The 23,671-nt window shown below is 58.8% G+C and carries 22 protein-coding genes and 1 tRNA gene; 14 read left to right on the forward strand and 9 right to left on the reverse strand.

Annotated elements, in window-relative coordinates; all coding sequences use genetic code 11:
• The first annotated feature begins 12 nt into the window (after window positions 1-12).
• Window positions 13-99 (forward strand) — tRNA-Ser (locus tag KQ296_RS11885).
• A gap of 87 nt (window positions 100-186) precedes the next feature.
• On the opposite strand, the gene pstB is transcribed toward KQ296_RS11885, so the two are convergent.
• Genes pstB through pstC form a run of 3 tightly spaced genes read right to left on the reverse strand, consistent with a single transcriptional unit; the run spans window position 187 to window position 2,902 of the window.
• Window positions 187-1,002, reverse strand: a complete 816-nt coding sequence (gene pstB / locus KQ296_RS11890; RefSeq protein WP_011933149.1) for a phosphate ABC transporter ATP-binding protein PstB — start codon at window positions 1,000-1,002, stop codon at window positions 187-189.
• 38 nt (window positions 1,003-1,040) lie between these two features.
• Window positions 1,041-1,952: a phosphate ABC transporter permease PstA gene (gene pstA, locus KQ296_RS11895; protein WP_011933150.1), complete on the reverse strand. Its 912-nt coding sequence runs from the start codon at window positions 1,950-1,952 to the stop codon at window positions 1,041-1,043.
• A gap of 2 nt (window positions 1,953-1,954) precedes the next feature.
• On the reverse strand, window positions 1,955-2,902 hold the full coding sequence (gene pstC / locus KQ296_RS11900; RefSeq protein ID WP_011933151.1) for a phosphate ABC transporter permease subunit PstC: 948 nt from the start codon (window positions 2,900-2,902) through the stop codon (window positions 1,955-1,957).
• 145 nt (window positions 2,903-3,047) lie between these two features.
• Here pstC and dnaK point away from each other — a divergent pair, with 145 nt between their 5' ends.
• Genes dnaK through murQ form a run of 4 tightly spaced genes read left to right on the forward strand, consistent with a single transcriptional unit; the run spans window position 3,048 to window position 7,341 of the window.
• Window positions 3,048-5,048: a molecular chaperone DnaK gene (gene dnaK / locus KQ296_RS11905; protein WP_011933152.1), complete on the forward strand. Its 2,001-nt coding sequence runs from the start codon at window positions 3,048-3,050 to the stop codon at window positions 5,046-5,048.
• Window positions 5,032-5,952, forward strand: coding sequence for a DnaJ C-terminal domain-containing protein (locus tag KQ296_RS11910; protein WP_011933153.1), 921 nt, complete (start codon window positions 5,032-5,034; stop codon window positions 5,950-5,952). Before dnaK ends, KQ296_RS11910 begins: the two co-directional genes overlap by 17 nt.
• Window positions 5,953-5,992: 40 nt before the next feature.
• Complete coding sequence (locus KQ296_RS11915) at window positions 5,993-6,394, forward strand: DUF3110 domain-containing protein (RefSeq protein WP_011933154.1); 402 nt, start codon at window positions 5,993-5,995, stop codon at window positions 6,392-6,394.
• A complete protein-coding gene (murQ, locus tag KQ296_RS11920; RefSeq protein WP_011933155.1) occupies window positions 6,391-7,341 on the forward strand; it encodes an N-acetylmuramic acid 6-phosphate etherase in 951 nt (316 codons plus the stop codon). Before KQ296_RS11915 ends, murQ begins: the two co-directional genes overlap by 4 nt.
• Here murQ and mtnP read toward each other — a convergent pair.
• Window positions 7,314-8,231 carry an S-methyl-5'-thioadenosine phosphorylase gene (mtnP, locus tag KQ296_RS11925; protein WP_011933156.1) on the reverse strand — a complete coding sequence of 306 codons (918 nt, stop codon included), beginning with the start codon at window positions 8,229-8,231 and terminating at the stop codon, window positions 7,314-7,316. The genes murQ and mtnP overlap by 28 nt on opposite strands.
• A 75-nt stretch (window positions 8,232-8,306) precedes the next feature.
• Here mtnP and KQ296_RS11930 point away from each other — a divergent pair, with 75 nt between their 5' ends.
• A complete protein-coding gene (locus KQ296_RS11930; protein WP_011933157.1) occupies window positions 8,307-8,735 on the forward strand; it encodes a peptidylprolyl isomerase in 429 nt (142 codons plus the stop codon).
• Here KQ296_RS11930 and ribBA read toward each other — a convergent pair.
• Window positions 8,723-10,405, reverse strand: coding sequence for a bifunctional 3,4-dihydroxy-2-butanone-4-phosphate synthase/GTP cyclohydrolase II (ribBA, locus tag KQ296_RS11935; RefSeq protein WP_011933158.1), 1,683 nt, complete (start codon window positions 10,403-10,405; stop codon window positions 8,723-8,725). The two genes, KQ296_RS11930 and ribBA, sit on opposite strands and share 13 nt — an antisense overlap.
• Before the next feature lie 40 nt (window positions 10,406-10,445).
• Between ribBA and argC the strand changes: the two genes are divergently transcribed.
• Entirely contained in the window at window positions 10,446-11,510 is a 1,065-nt protein-coding gene (gene argC / locus KQ296_RS11940) for an N-acetyl-gamma-glutamyl-phosphate reductase (protein ID WP_011933159.1), read from the forward strand.
• On the opposite strand, the gene purN is transcribed toward argC, so the two are convergent.
• A complete protein-coding gene (gene purN / locus KQ296_RS11945; protein ID WP_011933160.1) occupies window positions 11,501-12,193 on the reverse strand; it encodes a phosphoribosylglycinamide formyltransferase in 693 nt (230 codons plus the stop codon). The genes argC and purN overlap by 10 nt on opposite strands.
• A 9-nt stretch (window positions 12,194-12,202) precedes the next feature.
• Here purN and KQ296_RS11950 point away from each other — a divergent pair, with 9 nt between their 5' ends.
• From KQ296_RS11950 to KQ296_RS11960, 3 genes are read left to right on the forward strand one after another with little or no spacing between them, the layout of a single operon-like run.
• Window positions 12,203-12,577 carry a DUF1257 domain-containing protein gene (locus KQ296_RS11950; protein ID WP_011933161.1) on the forward strand — a complete coding sequence of 125 codons (375 nt, stop codon included), beginning with the start codon at window positions 12,203-12,205 and terminating at the stop codon, window positions 12,575-12,577.
• Window positions 12,577-14,283, forward strand: coding sequence for a M61 family metallopeptidase (locus KQ296_RS11955; RefSeq protein WP_011933162.1), 1,707 nt, complete (start codon window positions 12,577-12,579; stop codon window positions 14,281-14,283). The genes KQ296_RS11950 and KQ296_RS11955 overlap by 1 nt, the downstream gene beginning before the upstream one ends.
• Entirely contained in the window at window positions 14,265-15,173 is a 909-nt protein-coding gene (locus tag KQ296_RS11960; RefSeq protein ID WP_011933163.1) for an N-acetylmuramoyl-L-alanine amidase, read from the forward strand. The genes KQ296_RS11955 and KQ296_RS11960 overlap by 19 nt, the downstream gene beginning before the upstream one ends.
• 24 nt (window positions 15,174-15,197) lie before the next feature.
• On the opposite strand, the gene KQ296_RS11965 is transcribed toward KQ296_RS11960, so the two are convergent.
• The gene (locus KQ296_RS11965; protein ID WP_011933164.1) at window positions 15,198-15,986 is read right to left on the reverse strand and encodes a hypothetical protein; all 789 of its coding nucleotides are present in this window, start codon (window positions 15,984-15,986) and stop codon (window positions 15,198-15,200) included.
• Window positions 15,987-16,104: 118 nt separating this feature from the next.
• Here KQ296_RS11965 and KQ296_RS11970 point away from each other — a divergent pair, with 118 nt between their 5' ends.
• Window positions 16,105-17,703 (forward strand): glucose-6-phosphate isomerase, encoded by a 1,599-nt coding sequence (locus tag KQ296_RS11970; protein WP_041428833.1) that lies wholly within the window; start codon window positions 16,105-16,107, stop codon window positions 17,701-17,703.
• Between the two features lie 6 nt (window positions 17,704-17,709).
• On the opposite strand, the gene leuS is transcribed toward KQ296_RS11970, so the two are convergent.
• The gene (leuS, locus tag KQ296_RS11975) at window positions 17,710-20,346 is read right to left on the reverse strand and encodes a leucine--tRNA ligase (protein ID WP_011933166.1); all 2,637 of its coding nucleotides are present in this window, start codon (window positions 20,344-20,346) and stop codon (window positions 17,710-17,712) included.
• A gap of 54 nt (window positions 20,347-20,400) precedes the next feature.
• Complete coding sequence (locus tag KQ296_RS11980) at window positions 20,401-20,622, reverse strand: Hfq-related RNA-binding protein (protein WP_011933167.1); 222 nt, start codon at window positions 20,620-20,622, stop codon at window positions 20,401-20,403.
• 27 nt (window positions 20,623-20,649) lie between these two features.
• On the opposite strand from KQ296_RS11980, the gene dapF reads away from it, so the two are divergent.
• From dapF to KQ296_RS11995, 3 genes are read left to right on the forward strand one after another with little or no spacing between them, the layout of a single operon-like run.
• Window positions 20,650-21,756, forward strand: a complete 1,107-nt coding sequence (dapF, locus tag KQ296_RS11985; protein WP_011933168.1) for a diaminopimelate epimerase — start codon at window positions 20,650-20,652, stop codon at window positions 21,754-21,756.
• Window positions 21,743-22,924, forward strand: coding sequence for a cysteine desulfurase family protein (locus tag KQ296_RS11990; protein ID WP_011933169.1), 1,182 nt, complete (start codon window positions 21,743-21,745; stop codon window positions 22,922-22,924). Before dapF ends, KQ296_RS11990 begins: the two co-directional genes overlap by 14 nt.
• A 44-nt stretch (window positions 22,925-22,968) precedes the next feature.
• On the forward strand, window positions 22,969-23,664 hold the full coding sequence (locus KQ296_RS11995; RefSeq protein WP_011933170.1) for a DUF1995 family protein: 696 nt from the start codon (window positions 22,969-22,971) through the stop codon (window positions 23,662-23,664).
• Window positions 23,665-23,671 lie beyond the last annotated feature (7 nt).

The raw sequence follows: 23,671 nt of genomic DNA on the forward strand, positions 1-23,671 counted from the left end.
CCATCAGCCGCTGGAGAGGTGGCCGAGTGGTCGAAGGCGCAGCACTGGAAATGCTGTATAGGGGCAACTCTATCGAGGGTTCGAATCCCTCCCTCTCCGCTTCCACACCGGCCCTAAGGCCGGTTTTTTTTTGCCAATGGTGGGAACTGCGGCAGTCCCCACGGGTTCATGCCGCAAGACGACGGCTCAACCGAAGCGGCCGGACACGTAGTCCTGAGTGGCCTGTTGGGTGGGTGCGTTGAAGATTTTTTCAGTCTCGTTGAATTCAACGAGATAACCGACCTTGCCGGAGCCTCCCTCGACCGCTTCAGCGTTGTAGAAGGCGGTCATGTCACTCACCCGCACAGCCTGTTGCATGTTGTGGGTGACGATCACGATGGTGAAGCTCTTCTTGAGCTCATGCATGGTTTCTTCGATCTTCAGTGTTGAGATCGGGTCCAGAGCTGAACAGGGCTCATCCATCAGGATGACTTCGGGCTGGATGGCAATGGTTCGTGCGATGCAGAGCCGCTGCTGCTGGCCTCCAGAGAGGGAATATCCACTCTCATTGAGCTTGTCCTTGCATTCGTCCCAAACGGCCGCCTGTCGCAAGGAGCGTTCAACCAGCTCATCCATATCCCCTGTAAAGCCATTGATACGGGCGCCGAAGGCGATGTTTTCGTAGATCGACTTCGGGAATGGGTTGGGTTGCTGGAACACCATGCCAATTCGTCGCCTGACCTCAACAGGATCGACTGATGGGTCGTAGAGATCGGCACCATCAAAGAGGACGCGTCCCCGCAATGAGCAACCTTCGATGAGGTCGTTCATGCGGTTGAGAGCTCGCAAAACTGTTGACTTACCACAACCTGATGGTCCGATGAAGGCTGTGACTTTTCCGCGAGGGATGTCGCAGTAAACGTTTTTGACGGCCTCATAGCTGCCGTAGCTGATGGTGGCGTTTTGGATCGAGATGCAGGTGTTTTCGGAAACAGGCTGAGGAGTCAATGTGGAATCAGGCATGGTTAGGGAGAAAAGACAGGTCGGCGGACTTGAGTGAATTATTTAGACGCGAACTGGCCCAGCCAGCGCGCGAAAAGGTTCAAGCCAAGGATGAACAGAACCAGTACAAAGGAGGCAGCCCATGCCAGCTCGTTCTGCGCCTCGTAAGGCATGATTGCGAAGTTGTAAATCAGAACAGACAAGGTCGCGATGGGATTGAAGACTCCATCGATCCCTTCCGACCAAAAGGGTGAAAAGAGTGCTGTAAAAATCAGTGGAGCGGTTTCACCAGCCGCTCTTGCAATCGACAACACCACGCCGGTGGCGATTGGAGTAAACGCTGTAGGGAGCGTGATCCTTACGACCGTGACGAATTTGGAGGCGCCAACGCCGAGAGCGCCGCGACGAAGATCGTCTGAAACAAGCTTTAGGCCTTCATCTGTGGTTTTAATCACAGTGGGAAGCATGAGGATTGACAATGCCATGCCTCCAGCAGCTGCGCTGTAGGCATTGCCAAACAAAATCCTGCTGGTGACGATCGTTCCATAGATGAACACACCGGCAATGATTGAAGGAACGCCAGACAAAACATTGGTTCCAAATCGGATAAATTGCGCGAATTTTCCACCTCGTGAGTATTCGGCAAGGAAAATTCCGCCGCCAACACCCACAGGAATGGCGATGACAGCTGCAATCAAGGTGACAACGATGCTGCCGATAATGGCATTGGCAATGCCACCGCCTTCCAAGCCTGGTGGTGGCGGCAATTCAGTTAACAACGTGAGGCTGATTTTTTGCCCGCCTTTGATCAGGACATAAACCAACACTGCAATCAAAGGAAGCACAGCAATGGCGGCAAATAAGCCGGCAATCACCGTGAGCAGTCGCGCAATCAGGTTCCGTCGTAATCCCTGCTTGTAGGCAAGGTCGGGAACGCCATTGGCGAGGCGATGGGAAGAGGAGAAGGTCATGATCAGTACTTAAGGCTCAAGCGCTTAACCAGCCATTGTGCGAAAACATTCACCGCAAGGCTAAGGATCATCAAGATGAATGCTGCATACATCAGTGATGAAACCTGGCTTCCATCGGCTTCCCCAAACTGATTGGCGAGCATGGCAGCAATCGTGTTTCCAGGGGCCAGAAGCGAGGGACTAAAATTATTTGAGTTTCCGATGATCATCGTGACCGCCATCGTTTCCCCCATGGCTCTTCCAAGGGCAAGCATCACACCACCAACAATTCCAGAAATAGCTGCTGGAAGTAACACATTAAGAACTGCTCCCCAACGGGTGGTGCCAACGCCATAAGCGGCTTGGCGAAGTTTGTCGGGAACCTGATTCAATGAGTCTCTAGAAATCGATGTGATGATGGGCAGGATCATCACCACGAGAATCAAAATTGCTGGCGCTGTGCCTGGACCAATGGGCGGTGATGAGAAAATTGGTAACCACTCAAACGTTGCATAGAGAAATTCGAGAAAGGGTCTGATGAAGGGCTCCATCACAAAAATGGCCCAAAGCCCAAGCACCACCGATGGAATCGCGGCTAACAGCTCAACCATCACGCCGATCACGTTGCGTATCCGCAAAGGAATGATGTTTTCGGTGATGAACACTGCGGTTCCCACGCCGAGAGGCACGGCGATCAACAACGACAGCATCGAGGTGACGATCGTTCCGTAAATGGCTGTGAAAGCGCCGTACTCGTCATCGACCGGATTCCAGTTGGACGTGACCAAAAATTTCAAGCCGTAACGGCCCATCGATTCCAGTGACCCCCAGAAGACGACGATGAGGATGGCGAACAACACCACGGCCACCATCGAGGCGAGGGTGACGGCTAGGTATTTGAAGCTCACATCCACCACCTTTTCCGATGGTGGACGGCGCCTCAGGAGATACAGCTCCTTGGACTCGGACATCCCGCTTTGGCAAAGACGACTGAAACGTAACGGTCGAACCCCATGGAATTCACTAAGGACGCTTTAACGCAAGCTGCTTCAGACCTTGTCACGGACTGGGAGGCAGCGGTTTGGACCGTTAGCTTGGAAGCCCCCACAGGCGTCTATGGGACGGATCGTCGGAATCGACCTGGGTACGACCAACTCCGTTGTTGCTGTTCTCGAGGCAGGTCGCCCTGTGGTGATAGCGAACGCCGAGGGGACCAGAACCACCCCCTCTGTTGTTGGCTACACCAAAGACAACGAGCTGCTGGTGGGTCAGCCTGCCCGCAGGCAGCTGGTGCTGAACCCACGCAACACCTTCTCGAACCTCAAACGTTTCGTTGGTCGGAGCTGGGATGAACTCGATGACAGCTCCCTCACCGTGCCTTACACCGTGAGGGCCAATCCTCAGGGCAATGTGCGCGTCGCTTGCCCGCAAACCGAACGGGAATATGCCGCTGAGGAGCTGGTTGCCAGCATCCTGCGCAAGCTTGTGGACGATGCTTCGACTTACCTCGGTGAAGAGGTGGAAGCCGCTGTGATTACGGTTCCCGCTTACTTCAACGATGCCCAACGCCAAGCCACACGGGATGCGGGTCGACTAGCCGGACTGACGGTTGAACGCATCCTGAACGAGCCGACCGCAGCCGCTCTGGCCTATGGATTTGACCGTAGTGCCGTGCGCCGTGCCCTGGTTTTCGACCTAGGCGGAGGCACCTTCGACGTGTCCTTGCTGAGGATCGCCAATGGTGTGTTTGATGTGAAAGCCACCAATGGCGATACCCAGCTGGGCGGGAACGATTTTGATCAACGCATTGTTGACTGGCTCGCCGAAGCGTTTCTCAAAGAGCACAACCTTGATCTCCGCCGTGACCGCCAAGCCCTGCAACGCCTGACCGAAGCTGCCGAAAAGGCCAAACAAGAGCTCTCAGGTGTGAGCACAACACCGGTGTCGCTCCCCTTCATTGCCACTGGGCCTGATGGGCCCTTGCATATCGAAACCACACTGGATCGTGAAACATTTGAGGGGTTGTGCCCCGATCTGCTCGATCGCCTGATGTTGCCTGTGCAGTCGGCTCTGAGGGATTCGGGCTGGAGTGCTGAGGACATTGACGATGTGGTGCTGGTTGGTGGAAGCACGCGGATGCCGATGGTGCAGCAACTGGTGAGAACGCTTGTTCCCAACGACCCTTGCCAATCCGTGAACCCCGATGAGGTGGTGGCCATCGGTGCCGCGGTTCAGGCCGGAATCATCACCGGGGATCTGAGAGATCTTCTTCTCAACGACGTCACGCCCCTGTCCCTCGGTCTGGAAACCATTGGCGGCTTGATGAAGGTTCTGATTCCAAGGAATACGGCGATTCCCGTGCGTCAGTCCGATGTGTTCAGCACCTCGGAACCCAACCAGTCTTCCGTCGAGATTCACGTTTGGCAGGGGGAGCGTCAGATGGCCACTGACAACAAATCCCTGGGGCGTTTCCGTCTCTCCGGTATCCCTCCAGCCCCGAGGGGTGTACCTCAAATTCAGGTTGCTTTCGATATTGATGCCAACGGCATTCTTCAGGTGAATGCCACCGATCGAACCACTGGCCGCAAACAGTCGGTGACGATCCAGGGTGGATCCACTCTCAGCGAAGACGAGATTCAGACCCTTCTCGCCGAAGCCGAGGCCAAGGCCGATGAAGACCGCCGCCGTCGCGCCACCATTGAGCGGCGCAATTCGGCCCTGACCCTTGTGGCGCAGGCGGAACGACGTTTGAGAGATGCGGCACTGGAGTTCGGACCGTATGGAGCAGAGCGCCAGCAACGTGCCGTTGAAATGGCCATGCGCGATGTGCAGGACCTACTCGAGCAAGAGGATCTCCAGGAACTGGAGCTGGCCGTAAGCGGACTGCAGGAAGCCCTGTTTGGACTGAATCGCCGCCTCACGGCCGAGCGCCGCACGGAATCGGGTCCACTCCAGGGCTTGAAAAGCACGCTCGGAACCTTGAAAGATGAGCTGTTTGCAGAGGATGACTGGGATGATGACCCCTGGTCATCTCCTCAGGACCGCTACGGCTACGACACCCGTCCGCGCAATGGACGCCGAGGTCTAGACCCCTGGGACGATGACAACTTCCGCTGAAACCGACTACTGGTCTCTCCTCGGTCTGACTCCTGATGCGGATCAGGAGACTCTGAAGCGCGCGTTTCGACGGGAAGCCCGCCGTTGGCATCCCGACCTCAATGGCAATGACCTGCAGGCAGAGGAGCGTTTCAAGCTCGTCAACGAGGCCTATGCCGTCCTCAGTAACCCCGATCGCAAAACGGAATGGATCCGTTCGCGGCAGGGACAGGCGGAAGGAAGCGATCCTTTCAGCACTGGTTTTCCCGATTTCGAGGATTACCTGGATGTGGTGTTTGGCTCTGGGCGGCGGCGGCGATCAGTCCCTGACATTGACACTCCCGAGGAGCCAGCGCGTGGCGCCGAACAGGACCCACCTCACTGGCCCGAACCGGCTCCCCAACCATCGCCACCGATTCGATCACAGGATGATCTGGAAACGGTGGTTGAGCTCTCACCAGACCAGGCACTGCTTGGCACGTTGGTGGAACTCGAACTGGGGGACGGAACGGTCGTGGAGGTGAGCACGCCCCCCCAGGCTGGTGACGGATGGCGCTTGCGGCTGGAAGGGGTGGCGCCGGGCGGAAAGGATCACTTCCTGCACTTGCGCGTGGTCACCGAGGAGGGATTGCGGATCGATGGACTCCGGGTGCACTACCGACTGGAACTGCTTCCCCCAGATGCCGCCTTGGGATGTGCCGTCGACGTCCCCACCCTGACGGGCACCGTGACGCTTCAGGTCCCTCCTGCATCGTCCAGTGGACGGTTGTTGAGATTGCGAGGGAGAGGTCTTGAGCTCGGAACCCAGAGGGGAGATCAACTCGTTGAGATCGTGATCGTGATCCCCTCGTCGTTAGAGGACGATGAGCGTGCGCTTTACCAGCGATTGCAGGAGATCAGTCTCGAACGGTCTGGCCTGGCCTGAGCGGGAAACGATGAGAGACTCGCATGGGCGATTCATTGGCATGTTGGTTCACGTTCTGCTGTTCGACGCAGGTCAGGACAGCGAAGGCATTCACTCCCTTGAGCTTTCAGGTCACACCGTGGTGCTCATGTTCGAAGACAGCGACGACGCTGAGCGTTACGCCGGACTTCTTGAAGCGCAGGATTTCCCCACACCCACTGTTGAAGCACTGGAGCTCGAGGAGGTTGAGCTGTTCTGCCGTGAGGCTGGCTACGAGGCGCGTCTGGTTGCAGCAGGGTTCGTACCCCAAACAGAAGAAGATCGTCTGATGCTTGCGCCCCCTGCCGCGAATCGGGATGTGAGCAACTGGCAGGAGAGCGAGCTGGAGAGCAGCCCGGATTCAGCGAATGGTGACAGCGCTGATCTCGATGCAGTGCGTCGACGTCTCGAGGGATTGTTGTGATCGAACCGTCCGCCGATCGAGGCCATCTGCTGACCGAGCAGACCAATCCATCCAGTGAAAACCTGGATCAGCTCTCCACCGATGCACTCATCAGCCTCTTCGTGGAAGAGGACCGACGCCCCCAGATGGCTGTGCAAGGTGCCATCAGCGCTCTGTCTGAAGCAGTGGACGCCATCGCGAAACGCCTGAAAGCTGGCGGGCGCTTGTTTTATCTGGGTGCTGGGACATCTGGACGACTCGGTGTTCTGGATGCGGCCGAATGTCCGCCGACGTTCTGCAGCCCGCCGGAGCTGGTTCAAGGTGTGCTGGCTGGGGGGCCTGCAGCCCTTCTGCGCAGCTCCGAAGGACTGGAAGATCTTGAATCGGCAGGAGCGTCCGATCTCAAGGATCGGGACTTCTCGGGAAACGACTGCCTCGTGGGCATCGCTGCAGGGGGGACGACGCCCTACGTGAAAGGTGGATTGCGTTACGCCCGTGAGCTCGGTGCACTCGCGATTGCCATGGCCTGTGTTCCCTCCGATCAGGCTCCCTTGCCGTGCGATATCGATATCCGGCTCTTAACAGGTCCTGAACTGCTAACCGGTTCCACCCGACTCAAGGCGGGCACAGCCACCAAGATGGCCCTGAACATCCTGTCCACCGGGGTCATGGTCAGGTTGGGAAAGGTGTACGGCAATCGGATGGTGGACGTTGCTGCGAGCAACAGCAAGCTCGTAGACCGATCCATGCGGATTCTGCGTGACCTCCTGGGGCTGGATCGTGCCGCCTCCCAGGCCCTTCTCGGTTTGGCGGGAGGTTCCGTGAAGCGCGCCCTTGTGATGGGCAGCTGCCAACTGGATGCTGCAGAAGCCGATGCCCTGCTGAAGGCCCATGGTTCGGACCTTCGTCAGGCACTGCTCAGCCGCGGGGTGAGTCTTCCTCAGGAGGCTGTCACGCTTCCCCAGTAGGGAGAGGTGAAGAGATCAAGGCGTTGGCGTGTGGCTTCAGGCACAACCTCTGCAGGCGTCATCAAGGCATCGGCCAGGGCGCGATGGGCCTTGGACGCCGGAGGCTCTTGGCGCATGCTCTCCATCAGACGGCTGAGGATGGGGCCGGTGGCCAGGGCGTTGGCTTTCAGGTTGCCAACCACCATTTCCACCGTGACCGCATCGTGATCGTTGTGCCAGCAATCGAAGTCGGTCACCATGCTCAGGGAGGCGTAGGCGATTTCGGCTTCCCTCGCCAAACGAGCTTCCGTGTGATTGGTCATGCCAATCACGTCGCAACCCCAACGGCGATACAGCTCACTTTCCGCGCGGGTGGAAAACGCCGGTCCTTCCATGCAGAGGTAGGTTCCGCCCCGGTGCAGATGGTGTCCGGTGGGCATCTCCATGGATGCCGCGGTCGCCAGGAGGTCACTGAGTCGTGAACAGAAGGGATCGGCAAGGCTGACGTGAGCCACGCAGCCATCGCCAAAAAACGATTGCGGGCGCTGCATCGTGCGATCGATGAATTGATCAGGAACCACCATGTCGCGGGGGCGGAGATGCTCTCGTAATGACCCGACGGCTGAAACCGAGACCAGCCAGCGCACGCCAAGGCTTCGCAAAGCCCAGACGTTGGCCCGGTAGGGAACTTCACTGGGAAGCAGATGGTGATGCCGTCCGTGGCGCGCCAGAAAGACGATGTCCACACCATTGAGTCGCCCAACCCTGAAGGCGTCGGATGGTGGGCCGAACGGGGTCTCCAGCTCAACCTCACGGACATCCTCGAGGGCATCGATGGCATAAAGGCCGCTTCCACCGATCACGCCCACCTTGGCCGAGTCGAGCGAGGGCGAGGCGGAAATGTTGCTCATGGCTTGCGTGAGTCACTCGATTTATCCACTTGCCTAGCATGGTGTTTTGGTGTTGAAGCTTTGACCACGGTTCTCATGACCACGGACGCCGGCCAGATCAAGCTGGAGATGTTCGACAACGATGCCCCGAACACCGTGGCCAACTTCGTCAAGCTGGCAAAAGATGGGTTTTATGACGGACTCGCTTTCCATCGCGTGATCGACGGTTTCATGGCCCAGGGTGGTTGCCCCAACAGCCGCGAAGGATCCCGAGGCATGCCTGGAACGGGTGGCCCCGGCTACACGATCGACTGCGAAATCAACAGCAAAAAGCACGTCCCGGGTGCGTTATCGATGGCGCATGCCGGCAAGAACACCGGTGGAAGCCAATTCTTCATCGTGCATGAAGCCCAACCCCATCTCGATGGTGTGCACACCGTTTTCGGTCAGACCGGTGACATGGATGTGGTGCTGGCCCTCAAAAACGGCTCCAAGATTCAATCGGTCACGGTTCAGGACCAGTGAATCAAGGCGGGCTGGTCTCCAGCGGGGAACCAGCCCCAGCCCTGTTGGGAGCTGCCCAGCGATGCAAGGCTGAGCTCTTTGCGTTCCAGGGTTTGCGGTGGATGGGAGATCTGTTCTGGATTGACCGCATGGAGCAGACCCATCCGAGACGTTGCCGCCCAGCTGGCCATCGTCGTCAGCAGGGTTTTGAGTGTGGCAGCCTCTGGTTCCGTCCCCTGCAGTGACCAGACAAATCTGGGCCGCTCCCACAGCGCCAGCAGACGCGGCGCCTGTTCTGCCTGCAGTTGAAGGCCGTGCTCCTGGCTCAGTGTTTCGACACGGTGCAAGAGCTCCGATAACTCCCCCTCATCGGTGGAAGAACTGTCGAGACAGATCACCCAATGAGACCGTTGCTGGTGATCATCCATTAAATGCCCCAGCTTCTCCCTTTTGGTGGCGAGGTACTCAGCATTGAAGTCGCCGAGGGCTGGTTTCATCGGCACCCGCTTCACCACCTCAAGGCCATAGCCGCCTAAACCGGCAATTTTTCTTGGATTATTGGTCAACAGATTCAAGCGATGAATGCCGAGATCGCTGAGAATCTGCGCTCCAACGCCATAGTTGCGCAAATCCGGCGCGAATCCGAGCTTTTCATTGGCCTCGACGGTGTCAAGACCTCCCTCCTGCAGGCTGTAGGCCTTGAACTTGTTGATGAGGCCGATTCCACGGCCTTCCTGGCGCAGGTACACGACCACACCTTCCCCCTCGGCTTCGATGCGCTTTAGGGCGCTGTGCAACTGGTCACGGCAGTCACAACGCAGCGAGCCAAACGCATCTCCGGTGAGGCATTCGGAGTGCATCCGCACTAAAACCGGTTCTTGCAGATGGCTCGGGTCCCCTTTGACCAGAGCCACGTGCTCACTGCCATCGAGCTCGTTGCGGTAGCCGATCGCCAGAAATGAACCGAATTCAGTGGGAAGCGAGCATTGGGCAGAACGCACAACAAAGCGTTCGTTCTCCAGCCGGTAGCGGATCAGATCTTCAATGCTGATCAGTTTCAGCCCTTTCTCTCTGGCGTAAACCTGAAGTTCCGGAAGCCGGGCCATGGAGCCGTCTGGATTCTGGATTTCGCAAATCACACCCGAGGGGTACAGACCCGACATTTGGGCAAGATCAACAGCGGCTTCGGTATGTCCGGCGCGTTTGAGGACGCCCCCGGGACGAGCACGCAGCGGAAAAATATGACCTGGTCGGCGCAGATCCGCAGGTTTGGCGTCCGGTTGGATGGCGATTTGGATCGTGCGTGATCGGTCATCAGCCGAAATTCCCGTCGAAACACCGTGCTCAGGTCCGGCGTCGATGCTGACCGTGAAGGCCGTCTGGTTGGCGTCGGTGTTGCGATCCACCATCAAAGGAAGATCCAGGGCATCGAGGCGATCCCCCTGCATCGCCAAACAGATCAATCCCCTGGCTTCTGTGGCCATGAAATTGATCTGTTCCGGGGTGGCGAACTGGGCTGCGCAGATCAGGTCGCCTTCGTTCTCCCGTCGCTCATCGTCGACGACAACAACACATTCACCGTTGCGAATGGCCTTGAGCGCATCAGGAATGGTGTCAAACAGAGTTTGAGATTGCGTTGATTGATCGACAGAATCGGGCAGAGCTCTCGATGTCCTGAGTTCAGACACCATTATCGACGCCGGTACGATCGGTTGATGTGATGGCGCAGGGATGGTGAATCAACGGGTTGCCGTGGTGGGTGCCTCGGGATACGGAGGGCTCCAAACCTTGCGCCTCCTCAAAGAGCACCCCTCCTTCCAGGTGAGCTTTCTGGCGGGCGAGCGATCAGCAGGACGTTCCTGGAGTGAGATCTGCCCCTTTCTCCCTCTCGAGGGTGATCGCGTTGTTGAAGCTGCCGATCCGGAGCGCATCGCTGCAACGTCGGACTTCGCCGTTCTGAGCTTGCCGAACGGTTTGGCCAGCAAGTTGGTGCCTCCTCTGCTCGAGCGGGGCGTGAGGGTCGTCGATCTCTCGGCGGACTATCGCTACAAATCGCTGGATCAATGGTCTTCTGTCTACGTGCAGGAGGCCAGGAGCTCTGCGAGAACAGATCATGATCTCTGTCGGGAAGCCATTTACGGCCTGCCCGAATGGCATCAGCAGGACATTGCCGACGCGCGATTGGTTGCAGCACCTGGCTGTTTCCCAACAGCAAGTCTCCTGCCCTTGCTCCCCTTCCTCAAGCAGGGATTGATCGAGAGTGATGGCTTGATCATTGATGCCAAAACGGGCACGTCCGGTGGAGGGCGCGCAGCGAAGGAGCACCTGCTGCTTGCTGAGGCCTCCGAATCGATTGCCCCTTACGGCGTGATCGGGCACCGTCACACCTCTGAAATCGAACAGTTGGCCAGCAACGTCGCCGGCTGCCCCATCCAACTTCAGTTCACGCCCCACCTTGTGCCGATGGTGCGTGGACTTCTCTCGACTGTGTACGCCAGGCTGAGGGATCCCGGGCTGACTGCAGAAGACTGCACCACAGTGCTGCAGACCGTTTATCAGGCCCATCCCTGCGTCGAGGTTCTGCCAGTGGGCACCTATCCAGCGACGAAATGGGCCAAGCACACAAACCGCGCCATGCTTTCGGTGCAAGTTGATACACGCACCGGTCGACTCGTGCTGATGAGCGCCGTGGACAACCTGCTCAAAGGCCAGGCTGGACAGGGTGTTCAGTGCCTCAACCTAATGGCGGGACTCAAGCCCACTGAGGGATTGCCCCTGACGCCGTTCTACCCCTGAACAAAGGCCTGTCCCTTGCGTCTCCACTCCACGCCTGCAAGGGCTGTGGCCCAGGGAAGGAGCCGATGCTCCTGACGTTGAATCCTCCTGGCGAGTGTTGCTGCGTCATCGCTTGCGAGCACGGGAACTGCCGCCTGGGCGATGACCGCGCCTGAATCCACATCGGCTTGAACGTGATGGACGCTGCAGCCGGCGATCCTGACTCCTGTAGCGAGCGCTTGACCAACGGCATCCAACCCTTTGAACGCAGGAAGGAGGGAGGGATGGAGGTTGATCAGCCTGCCGGCGTAAGCGTCGATCAGAACCGGTGTGACGATTCGCATCCAACCCGCCATGACGACTGCTTCGACATCAGCCGCCCGGAATGCAGACACCAACGCGTGATCCAGGGATTCACGGGTGCTGTGTTGTCTGTGATCAATGAGCTGGCAGGGAATCTGAAGGCGTTCAGCCCGCTCCCGGGCTCCACATCTTGGGTTGTTCACAATCAGCAACTGCAAAGAGGCCTCGAGGCATCCCTCTGATGTGGCCTTGTACAGAGCTTCGAGATTGCTGCCAGAGCCAGACGCCATGACGCCGATCCGCAGCGGCGGCGAGAACTGCGGCCAGGCTCCGATTGCCGGAACAATCAATTCAGGAGGATCTTGTTCAAGGATCTGGCTAGTGTCTGAACACGCGGGCATCTGGATTTCATGTCCCATCTCTCCATCCTGCCCACTCTGGTCAACGATCTCGACCTGCTGGCTTCTGCATTGCGTGCCGAAGGTTTTGCAGTGGCCATTGGCGGGCAACTCTGTTCCTTCGGAACGCAACACAACGTGGCTCTTGCGGCCACCCATGCCAAGGGGATTGCCCTCGGCTGGTCTTGGAACCGCCACCATGACTCCCTCAATGTGGTGGTGGATCTCGGCAGGCCGTCGCAGGCCGTTTCAGTGGAGCAGGCCCTCAGCCGGGTTCTGCGTCGCTATGCCTTGCAGAAAGCCCTGAGCGACGCCAGCCAACAGAACCTTGCTGTGGCCGGTGTTGACAACCAGCTCACCATTCCGTCGCCAGCATCCGTACGGTGATGTTGGGAGGCGTCAGCACCCATCTGGATCTCAGCAATCCAGCTGCCCAGACCATCGGTGTTGTTCTGCAGTGGACTCCAAGGCAGTCGGTTCAGACCATTTCGCTGCCCGTCTGGACCCCTGGCTCCTACACGGTTCGTGATCCGTCTCAGCATCTGCACAGCCTTTCAGCCGTTCAGGGTGAACGCACGCTGTTGTTGGAACGTCGTTCCCCGGAGTGCTGGCAGTTCTCGTGTGAGCCTGGCGAACCGTTGTGCATTCGCTACCGGCTTGAGGCCAGGCAGCTCACTGTGCGTACCAATCACCTAGATCCTGAGTTCGCCTCTCTCAGCCTTCCCGCTGTGGTGATGTTGGTGGAAGGTGAACGTTGGAATGAACATCGCCTTCAGATTTCCGTACCAGAGCATTGGTCTGTGGCGGTGCCCCTTGGACAGGACGGGAGCGGCTCGGTGTTTGTGGCCGAGGATTTTGATCATCTCGTGGATGCTCCGGTCCATGCCGGCAGCTTTGATCCGGAGCCTTTGTGTGTGCGCGGGCAGACGCATTCGTTAATTCTGCTCGGCTCTCCACCCTGCGGTTGGCCGTCTGGTTTCAAGCACGATCTCGAAGCAGTTTGCACAGCTGTTTGTGATCTGGTGCAGTCCGATCCATCCGCCGATCAGGAGTATCAGCTCGTGATCCAGACCCTGGAGCAGGGGTATGGAGGCTTGGAGCATGACAACGCCTCCGTGATGCAGTTTCCCTGGCCAACGCTTCAAGAGCCAGGCGGGTATCGCAAGCTTCTTCAACTGGTGGGCCATGAATATCTGCACCAGTGGAACGTGCGCAGACTCCGTCCCAGCGAGTTCATTCCTTACCGCTACGACAGGCCTGTCATCAGTGACGGCCTCTGGTTTGCAGAAGGAGTCACGAGTTACTTCGATCTTGCCCTTCCTTTGCTTGCGGGACTTTCCTCTCGCCTGGATCTGCTCAAAGACTTAGGAGCAGACCTGTCCCATGTGCTGTTGAACCCGGGGGTCGCCATTCAATCGCTGGCCGACAGTTCGAGGGAAGCGTGGGTGAGGCTCTACAAACAGACACCAGCCAATGCTCACAGTCAGATCAGCTATTACCGGTTAGGCACAGCGTTGGCGTTTTGCCTTGATGTTCACCTGCGTCAATCGCAACACTCTCTGGCAGAGGTGTTGCGTTGTCTGTGGAACCGCTTCGGAGTGCATGGACGGGGTTATCGACGTTCTGATTTGCTTGCCTGTTTCAGCGAGTATTCCAAGGATCTTGAAACACTCTTGCCGGATTGGTTAGACGGTCGATCGGCACTGCCGATTGAGGCCAGCCTTCAACGGATCGGGTTGTCACTGAATCCAGTGCGTGACAAAACACCCTCGGCAGGCTGGCTCATCCGAGAGCGACAGGGCCGGGTCTGGATTGATCGCACCGATGTTGATGGTCCTGCGCAACGGGGAGGGTTGGTGGCTGGAGATGAAGTGGTGGCTCTGCGCGACTGGCGCTGCCACTCTGTTCAACGCTGTTCAGAGCTCCTGCAAGGCGATTCCAACCTCAAGGTGACGTACAGCCGGAGGGGAGTGCTCAAAACCACGGACCTCCTTCTCCAAGATCCAGGGGTGGACCGACATGAACTGGCCTGGGATCCTGGGGCAACCCAGGCTGAACGTGCCCTACGCGATCAATGGTTCGGCTTCCTCTGAAACAGAACCTGTCAGCACTGCTGAAGCGGATGCAGCGCCCAGGGGTGGGCATCGTCCTGGTCAGCACGGCCTCACTGCTGGTGGTTGTTTCCCTCGTGGGTGTCACCGCAGAAAAAGACAGCGGGGCGAGGCGCCCCTCGCTGCTTGATCTTCTCAATGATGTGGGCAAGGACAAGGATTCCGGCCGAACGATCGAGGGTGAGCCACCCGTTCCTCCCAAGGCGTTGTCCTGGTCATCCCCCTTGGCACGCCAGTGTTCCGGAATCGATCCGAGCGTTCGCAAGCGCTTGTTGCAACGCAAGCGCACCCTGTCCGAGCAACGCAAAACCATCCCTGCCGATCCAACCAACTTCGGAACCCGTTATCGACGCAATCCGTGGGGCCAACCCCTCAACCCTGATCCGAGGGTGGTGGTGCTGCATGAAACCGTGTATTCCCTTGGTTCAGCCCTGAACACCTTTCAGACGCCCCATCCCCGTGATGAGGATCAAGTGAGTTACCACACCCTGATTGGTTTGGATGGGGCGATCGTGGATCTTGTCGATCCCCTGCAGCGCGCCTTCGGCGCTGGTTATTCGGCTTTCCTGGGCGAATGGGCTGTGACCAACGCCAAATTCAAGGGTTCAGTGAATAACTTCGCGCTTCATTTGAGTTTGGAAACTCCCAAGGACGGACATGACAACGACAAGCGTCACAGCGGGTACACGCCAGCGCAATATGACGCGATGGCCCTTGTTCTCGACAATTGGATCGAGCGATTTGGCTTTCAGCCTGCAGCCATCACAACCCATCAACATGTAGACCTTGGTGGCGTGCGAGCTGATCCACGCAGCTTCTCATGGGCTGATTTGCAAATTCGTCTAGCGGCCCTTGGAAAGCTTTGCCTTTAACAGGCAATCTCCACAGGGAGTGACTTAGATGAGATAAGCCTTCGCCGGTTGTCGCGCGCTGTAGATCAGTCCATGAAGGGCGGGATCCTGCATGTAGCGCAAAATCCTCGCCGGATAATCGAGCTTGCCGTTGTGCAGATAGGCCAGGGTGGCAATGGCCTTCGCATCCACATAAGAACGGCTGGCGATCAGAATTGCTCCCTGATCGAGACCGAGTTCACTCTTCAGCCTTGATAACTTCGCTGCAAGCAGCTCGATGTTGGCATCGGGGTTCATCAGCAAGTCACGGGCTGCGCTGATCTGTTCGCTGGTGGGCTCTGCTGGAAGGCGGCCCTGGTGGATCAGTTCACTGATCCCGAGTTGCGCCGGGCCGTGGGTCTCAACCAAGCCGGAATGCACCACAAATGGAAGGTCCTCTCCAGGCTTGGAGTGCTGGATTTCATCGAAAAGAATTGCCGTGATCAGCATCGGGTTGATGCGATGGCGGAAGGCCTCGCGCTGGATTACCGGTTTCAGATCGCGCAACCGGGAGAGCGTGTTGGCGCGAAGCGGCTGCAATTGATCCACCCCTCGGGTGAAGAGCTGGGCGAGAGGGGTCTGGGGACCATGCACCCCGAACCGACGCTGCAGAAGTTCCAACTCCTCGGCACTGAAATCAGTCGGATCCGGATTGGATTCATTGGTGCTCGAGTCCGCCTGATCCTCTGTTGAAGAACGCGTTGCGATGTCGTTGATGGACAGCGGCTGCAAAGACGCGTGGAAAGCCAGGGAAGTGGCTGCCAGTGCAGCGGCAGCGCAGAGCATTCCGCGCATGGAGACAACTCGGACTGGAAACCTGTTTAGGGCCATGGGCGGAGATTAGCCGCGGTGTTCCAGTTGATGGGCAGAGAGCCGGATTGTCGATACCTTCAGTGCGTGCATGCACCTCGTGATGAGTTTCCCGGATTTCAGCGCCACTGACACCCAGATTCAATGGCAACGCTTCTGCGATCTCCTCTGGTATCACGACGATCTCGGTGTCTGGCTCGATGTCAGCCGCATGCATCTCAACGCCGCAGCATTGGCCGAGCTCACGCCTCCTCTCGAGCAGGCGTTCGAAGCGATGGGCAAGCTCGAGGCCGGTGCCATCGCCAATGCCGATGAAAACCGACAGGTGGGGCATTACTGGCTTCGTGATCCGCAGTTGGCGCCCGATCAGAGCGTGGGCCAACACATTGCCGCCGAAATCAACGATATCGAGCAATTCGGACAGGCTGTCGTTAACGGTGAAATCAAGTCCCCCACGGGCGAGCCGTTCACAGACGTGCTCTGGATCGGCATCGGAGGTAGCGGTCTTGGTCCTCTTTTAATGGTTCGCGCCCTGCAGGACACAGGCAAAGGTCTGCCTTTCCATTTCTTCGACAATGTCGATCCGAATGGCATGAGCCGTGTTCTCGGTGAACTTGGCGACGCCTTGCGCACGACGCTCGTGGTCACCGTCAGCAAGTCAGGAGGGACGCCTGAGCCCCACCTGGGCATGGAGCAAGCCCGTCACCGAGTGGAGTCTCTGGGGGGCAATTGGCCGGGTCAGGCGGTCGCCATCACCATGGCCAACAGTCATCTGGATCAGCAGGCCAAGGAAGAGACCTGGCTGAAACGGTTCGACATGTTCGATTGGGTGGGTGGGCGCACCAGCATCACCAGTGCCGTGGGCCTGTTGCCCGGAGCCCTGATCGGCAGCGATATCCGCGATTTCCTGGCTGGTGCTGCTCAGATGGATCAGGCCACCCGCGTCGCCGATGTGCGGCGCAATCCTGCTGCTCTGATGGCAGCTGCCTGGTACACCGCAGGAGAAGGGAAGGGGAAGCGCGACATGGTGGTGCTGCCTTACCGCGATCGGCTGGAAGTCTTCAGCCGTTATCTGCAGCAGCTGGTGATGGAGTCCCTCGGCAAGCGGCTTGATCGCAGCGGAGCCGTTGCCCATCAGGGCATCGCTGTCTACGGCAACAAGGGTTCAACCGATCAGCATGCCTATGTTCAGCAGCTCCGTGATGGCGTCGATAACTTCTTCGTCACCTTTATCGAAGTTCTGCAGGATGTGGACGATATTCCCGAGATCAACGGCGAGCGTCCTGGAGACTTCCTCGATGGATTCGTGCAGGGCACCCGATCGGCGCTCACCGAAGGAGGGCGGCAAAGCCTGAGCATCAGCATGCGCACGTTCGATTCCCGCAGACTCGGGGCATTGATCGCCCTGTTTGAACGTGCTGTGGGCTTCTACGGCGAGCTTGTGAACATCAATGCCTACCACCAGCCGGGTGTTGAAGCTGGGAAGAAGGCTGCTGCAGCGATCCTGAAACTTCAAAAGCAGGTGGAAGAGGTGCTCAGTGATGGCACCTCTCGGTCAGTTCTGGAGATTCAGCAGGCCATCGGTGAGGGTTCCGATGAAGCCATCTTCTGGATCCTGCGTCATCTCACCGGAAACAACCGCGGTTACCAGGCCCAGGGATCCTGGGACAGCCCTGCGTCCTTGCGCTTCGCCAAGGGTTGAGCAGGGTCAGGATGGCACCAGATTGACAAGCTTTCCCGGAACCACGATCACGCGCCGGGGAGGCTTGCCCTCAAGCCATCTCTCTGCGACGTCACTGGCCAAAGCCAATTCCTCCAACGTCTCCTTGCTGCAATCCGCTGGAACAGTGATCGTTCCGCGCACCTTGCCCTTCACCTGAATCACCAAATCAACGGTGTCACGCACCAATGCAGCGGGGTCATGCAAAGGCCATGGTTGCTTGTGAACGCTGTCTTGGCCGCCGAGGCTGAACCAGAATTCCTCGGCCAGATGGGGCGCAAACGGAGCGAGCAGGCGGATCAGCGCTGAAACTGCTTCGGCTTGTACAGCCCGTGACGCTTCAGGGAGAGCACCCGAGAGGGTATTGGAGAGCTTCATCAACTCTGAAATCGCCGTGTTGAATTGGAAATCGCCCTTCAGATCGTCACTGACCGCTTCGATGGCGGTGTGCACAGCACGGCGGATTTCCCCCTCTTTGTCAGACAGGCCAGAGCCCTCAGGAGGATCAACGGGGTCGCCGAGCAGCTGATCCTGGTCATCCGAGCGCACGCTCTCGATCAGGCGCCAGAGTCGTTGCAGGAATCGGAACTGACCTTCAACATCGGCGTCGTCCCATTCGAGATCTTTTTCAGGCGGTGCCTTGAACAGGATGAACATCCGTGCCGTGTCAGCTCCGTAGCGGTCGATCACGGCCGCTGGATCCACACCGTTGTACTTCGACTTCGACATTTTCTCGAACAGCACCTCAAGCTCGCCGCCGTCCACCGGATCTTTAGGTGCGTTCTCGTCACTGACCTCAGAAGGCGCCACGTAACGACCCGTGCGGGGATTGCGGTAGGTCACGCCCTGAACCATCCCCTGGGTGAGTAGACGCTCGAACGGCTCTCGGATGTTCAGTAATCCACGATCACGCAGCGCTTTGGTGAAGAAACGGGAATACAGAAGATGAAGGATGGCGTGTTCGATGCCGCCCACGTATTGCTGCACGGGCAGCCAGCGTTCCACTGCATCCGCATCAAACGCCCGTTCCGTGTTGTGCGGATCGGCAAAACGCAGGAAGTACCACGATGAGCACATGAAGGTGTCCATGGTGTCCGTTTCCCGGCGTGCGTCTCGTCCGCAGCTGGGGCATTTCACGTTCACCCAGGACTGCAAAGAAGCCAGAGGAGATCCGCCTTTGCCTTGAAGATCCACATCCTTGGGCAAGGTCACCGGAAGCTGATCCGCCGGCACGGGCACAGCGCCGCAGTGATCACAGTGAATGACCGGAATCGGGCAACCCCAGTAGCGCTGACGGGAAATCAGCCAGTCCCTCAGCCTGTACTGGCGTTTGGGCCGAGCCCAGCCCAACTCCTGACCATGAGCTGTGATCTCCTGCCTGGCTTCCTCGCTCGATTGACCATCGAAGCGGCCGCTGTTCAACAGAATCCCCGGGCCTGTCCAGGCCTCGCCATCACTGAGATGGTCACTGGTGCCGGCAGCCTGGATCACCCGTTTCACCGGAAGCTCGTAGGTGCGGGCAAACAGGAAGTCGCGCTCATCGTGGGCTGGAACTCCCATCACAGCCCCGGTGCCGTAGCCGGCGAGAACGTAGTCAGCGATCCAGATCGGGATTGATTCGCCGTTGGCCGGGTTCACTGCAGTGGCCCCGATGGGCACACCACGCTTGGGTCGATCATCCGCTGTGCGTTCATCCGCACTGAGCTCTCCCACGAGATCCCTGAAGGCGGCAACGGATTCGCGCTGGTGCTCCGCGGTGAGCGTTGCGACCAGGGGATGCTCAGGAGCCAGCACCACGTAGCTCACACCATGCAGGGTGTCTGCCCGAGTGGTGAAAACCGTGATCACCGCATCGTCGTGATCGCTGACGCGGAAATCAATCTCCGCTCCGATGGAACGACCGATCCAGTTGGCCTGCATCGTGCGCACCCGCTCGGGCCATCCCTTCAGCAGGTCAAGGTCGTCGAGCAGTGCGTCGGCGTAGTTGGTGATGCGCAGGAACCACTGCCTGAGATTTTTCTGTTCAACAAGGGCCCCGGATCGCCAGGAGCGCCCTTCACTATCAACCTGCTCATTGGCCAGCACGGTTTGGTCGACAGGATCCCAGTTGACCGTGGCGTCTTTCTGGTACGCCAGTCCCTGGTCCATGAGCTCCAGAAAGAGCCACTGGGTCCAGCGGTAGTAGTCCGCGTGACAGGTGGCTTGCTCCCTTGACCAATCGATGGACAGCCCCAGACGTGCCAGCTGGGCTTTCATCTGTTCGATGTTGCGATCGGTCCAGACCCCTGGATCCACCTGACGTTCAATCGCTGCATTCTCAGCGGGGAGTCCGAACGCATCCCAGCCCATGGGGTGCAGAACCGAATCTCCGCGCATGCGTTGAGCTCTGGCAATCACATCGGTGATCACGTAATTGCGCACATGGCCCATGTGCAGGCTCCCCGATGGATAGGGAAACATCGAGAGGGCATAAAACGCGTTCTGACCGGGCTCCGGTGAACGGGTTGCATAGAGATCGTCTTGTTGCCACTGGCTTTGCCAGCGCTGCTCGAGCGCAATGGGGTCGTACCGATCCGGGCGGTCAGAGGCCGATGCGGTGGCGGAGGAAGACTTGGAGGCCGTCACGGCACGAAAACACCTGGGGGGATCGTGACATAACCAGGGAACGGATTCGCTGGGTCAGATCAAGGTGCGAATGGTCAGCACTAACTGACGATTGACCAAAATCGGGTCGGACGCGTCATCACGCTGAACGGCCAGGTAAAGCGGGTCTTGCCACGTGAGGCGGCCGTCGATGCGTTTCCCATCACTCAGCTCGACACTGAGCGTGCGCTGATCGCGGATCCAGGATTGCAGAAGTCGGATTCCGGGAAGACTCGGATCAAAGCTTGTCGGCTCCATAGGATCACTCAGGGGAAACGAATCGCCATGCTGCAATTCAGTAAATATCAAGGTCTCGGCAACGACTTCATCTTGGTGGAGGGTCGTGATGGCCGGCTTTCGGAGAGCATCGTCTCTCCCGATTCTGACTGGGTCCGAAAAATTTGCGATCGCCGTTTCGGCCTTGGCGGCGATGGCTTGATTCTGGCGCTGCCTCCTCAGGGCCAGGGCGAACTGCGCATGCGCATTTTTAACGCCGATGGTTCGGAAGCTGAGATGTGCGGAAACGGAATCCGCTGCCTCGCCCGTTTCCTCGCCGACAGTGATGGCGATAGCCCCGGACGCAGCTGGAGCATTGAAACGCCAGCCGGGATGATCATTCCCGAACTTCAACAGGACGGACAAATCCGCGTCGATATGGGCGCTCCGTTCTTGAAGCCTGAGATGGTTCCGACGCTCTTGAGCCCGGACGCCAAGGGCTTGCCCCGCGGTGAAGTGTCCCGAGAAGGACTCACACTTTCATTGGCAGCAGTGGGGATGGGGAACCCCCATGTGGTGGTTCCCGTGGACGATCTGGAGGCGATTCCGTTTGAAGCACTGGGTGCTCAGCTCGAATGCGACCCGCTCTTCCCTGCGAAAACCAACGTTCACTTTCTCAAGGTGCATGGCCGTCAGCATCTGGAGATTCGCGTCTGGGAACGGGGAGCAGGTCCAACCCTGGCTTGTGGGACCGGGGCCTGCGCCACTTTGGTGGCGGCCGTTCTGATGGGACTTAGCGACAGCGAGGCAACCGTGGTCCTTCCCGGCGGTCCCCTCAGCATCCGTTGGTCTGATCAGCAGGGGTCGGTCTTCATGACCGGTCCAGCTGTGGCTGTCTTCGACGGCGTCATGAATCCAGACCTGATGCCTGAGGGGCGTCCTGATGGGTTGGCAGCCGAACCCAAGCCCTTGGAGTCTTCAACGCCTCCAGGGTTTGACTGCGCCAACGACTGCAAAGAGGGCTGCAGGCAACCTGATCGTTGTCTGCGCGAGGAGGCCCAGGCCAAGGTTCAAGCGTTTCTGGCATCCACGTCCCTGGATTCCATGATCAATCTCGCCGGAGATTCCCTCGAGCAGCGCACGCTGTCCCGCATCCAGCGTGATGGACAAGGCTGACGCGAGGCCGATTTACCTCGATGCCTGTGCCACCACACCCCTGCGACCGGGAGTGCAGCAGAGGATGGTTGCGGTTCAGAATCAAGCCTGGGGCAATCCTTCCAGCCTCCACTGTTTCGGGATCGCCGCAGCGGAAGCCCTGGAACGCACAAGGGTTGAAATCGCTTCACTGCTCGGCGCTGAAGCCAACGAGGTTCTGATTACTTCAGGAGCCACTGAATCCATTCATCTCGGACTTCGAGGCTTGGCGTCGTCCCTCCCGCCTGGTCGGATCGTGATCTCCGCTGTTGAGCATCCTGCTGTCACGGCGGCGGCGCAGGCCCTGACCCCATTGGGGTGGCAGGTGTGCATGGCCCCTGTGGATGCCCAGGGCACCATCCAGCTGGATCGTTTCGCCGAGCTGCTGCAGCCCCCCACGCGCCTGGTGTCTGTGATCTGGGGACAGAGCGAGGTGGGCACGCTTCAACCGATCCAGACGATCGGCGCACTCTGCCGCCAGCACGGCATTCCTCTCCACACCGATGCCACCCAGGTGATCAGCCAGGCCCTTCCAGACTGGAGCACCTTGCCGGTGGATTTACTCACCGCGTCAGCTCACAAATGTGGTGGACCCAGGGGCGTGGGCCTGCTGTTGGTACGCGGAGCCTGGAAACAGCAACTCACCGCGCTGTTGACCGGTGGTGGGCAGGAGAGCAACTTGCGCAGTGGAACCGAATCCGCCGTTTTGCTCGCTGGCATGGCTGAGGCGCTCTCGCAGATCCAACGCTGTGGCGTGGATGCCCTGTCCAACAGTGGCAACGGCATCCGGCGGCTCAGGGATGCACTGGAGCTGCAGCTCGGTCAACGATTCGGTGTCGCAACGATCGGCCAGCCTGACCAGCGTCTTCCGCATCACTTGGCTTTGCTGCTTCGCGACCGTTCAGGCCAACCGTTGTCTGGTCGGCGCATGGTGCGTGTTCTCGATCGGGAAGGATTGGCCGTGAGCAGCGGAAGTGCCTGCTCGTCGGGGCGGGACACCGACAGCAGCGTGCTGACAGCGATGGGTCTCCCAAGGGAGATGAGACGCTCGAGCTTGCGGCTCAGCCTCGGCTTCTGGAACAGCGACGATCAGATCGAGAGCATCGTTGAGCGTTTTGAACGCGCGTTGCTCACCTGCAGTGAGGCTTGAAGGCTCGATCGCAGTACGCTCCCGCCCAGTTGCATGGATGCACCGTGAGTGCTGTTCTCCCCGCTGATCTTCTCGAGGCTGAGCAGCGCACCGTGTCGGCGTTGGACGCCGTCTTCGGCGGGAGCCGCCGTGGACGCTGGATGGTGACCTGGCGTTTTGAAGGCCTGCGGGTCATGGGTCCTGCATTGCGTTTGGCCAGAACGCTGCTGGACAGCAGCCGCCCTCTGCTGGTGGCTTTTCCTGATGCAGGTGCAGCAGCGCTCGCCAAACGTGATGCGCCGGATCTCGCTGACAGTTGCGTTGATTTCATGCAGCTGCAGCGGGACCCGGCCTGGGCTGATCGAGGCCAACTGCTCCTGCTCGTTGGTGCTCAGCCCAGTGATTACGAGACTGTTGAAGCGATCTGCAACCTCTGGAAAGAGCCAGTGGTGCTCGTGAACGGCCGGCTTGAGGATGCGGGAGTCGGCATCGGCAGTGTGGCCCGTTCAAGGCGACGCGGTTTTCTGTCCACCTGGTCGACGGCATTCCATCTGGAGCCGCTTGCCCAGGGAGCTTTGATGCTGGAACGCCAGAAGGAATGGGAGCTGTTCCGCTGTGATCCCGATGGATACCGCTGGATCCAGCGGTTCGAGCAACGCCCTGATCCTGAGCAGATCGATGCGGCTCTTAGCCCATCAGCAGATGGTTTGCGCCAGACATTGGGTGCTGTGGATCGGTTGATTGACGATCTCAGAGGTTGATCACAGG

It is taken from the genome of Synechococcus sp. CS-197 (assembly GCF_025128215.1).
Taxonomy (GTDB): Bacteria; Cyanobacteriota; Cyanobacteriia; order PCC-6307; family Cyanobiaceae; genus Synechococcus_C.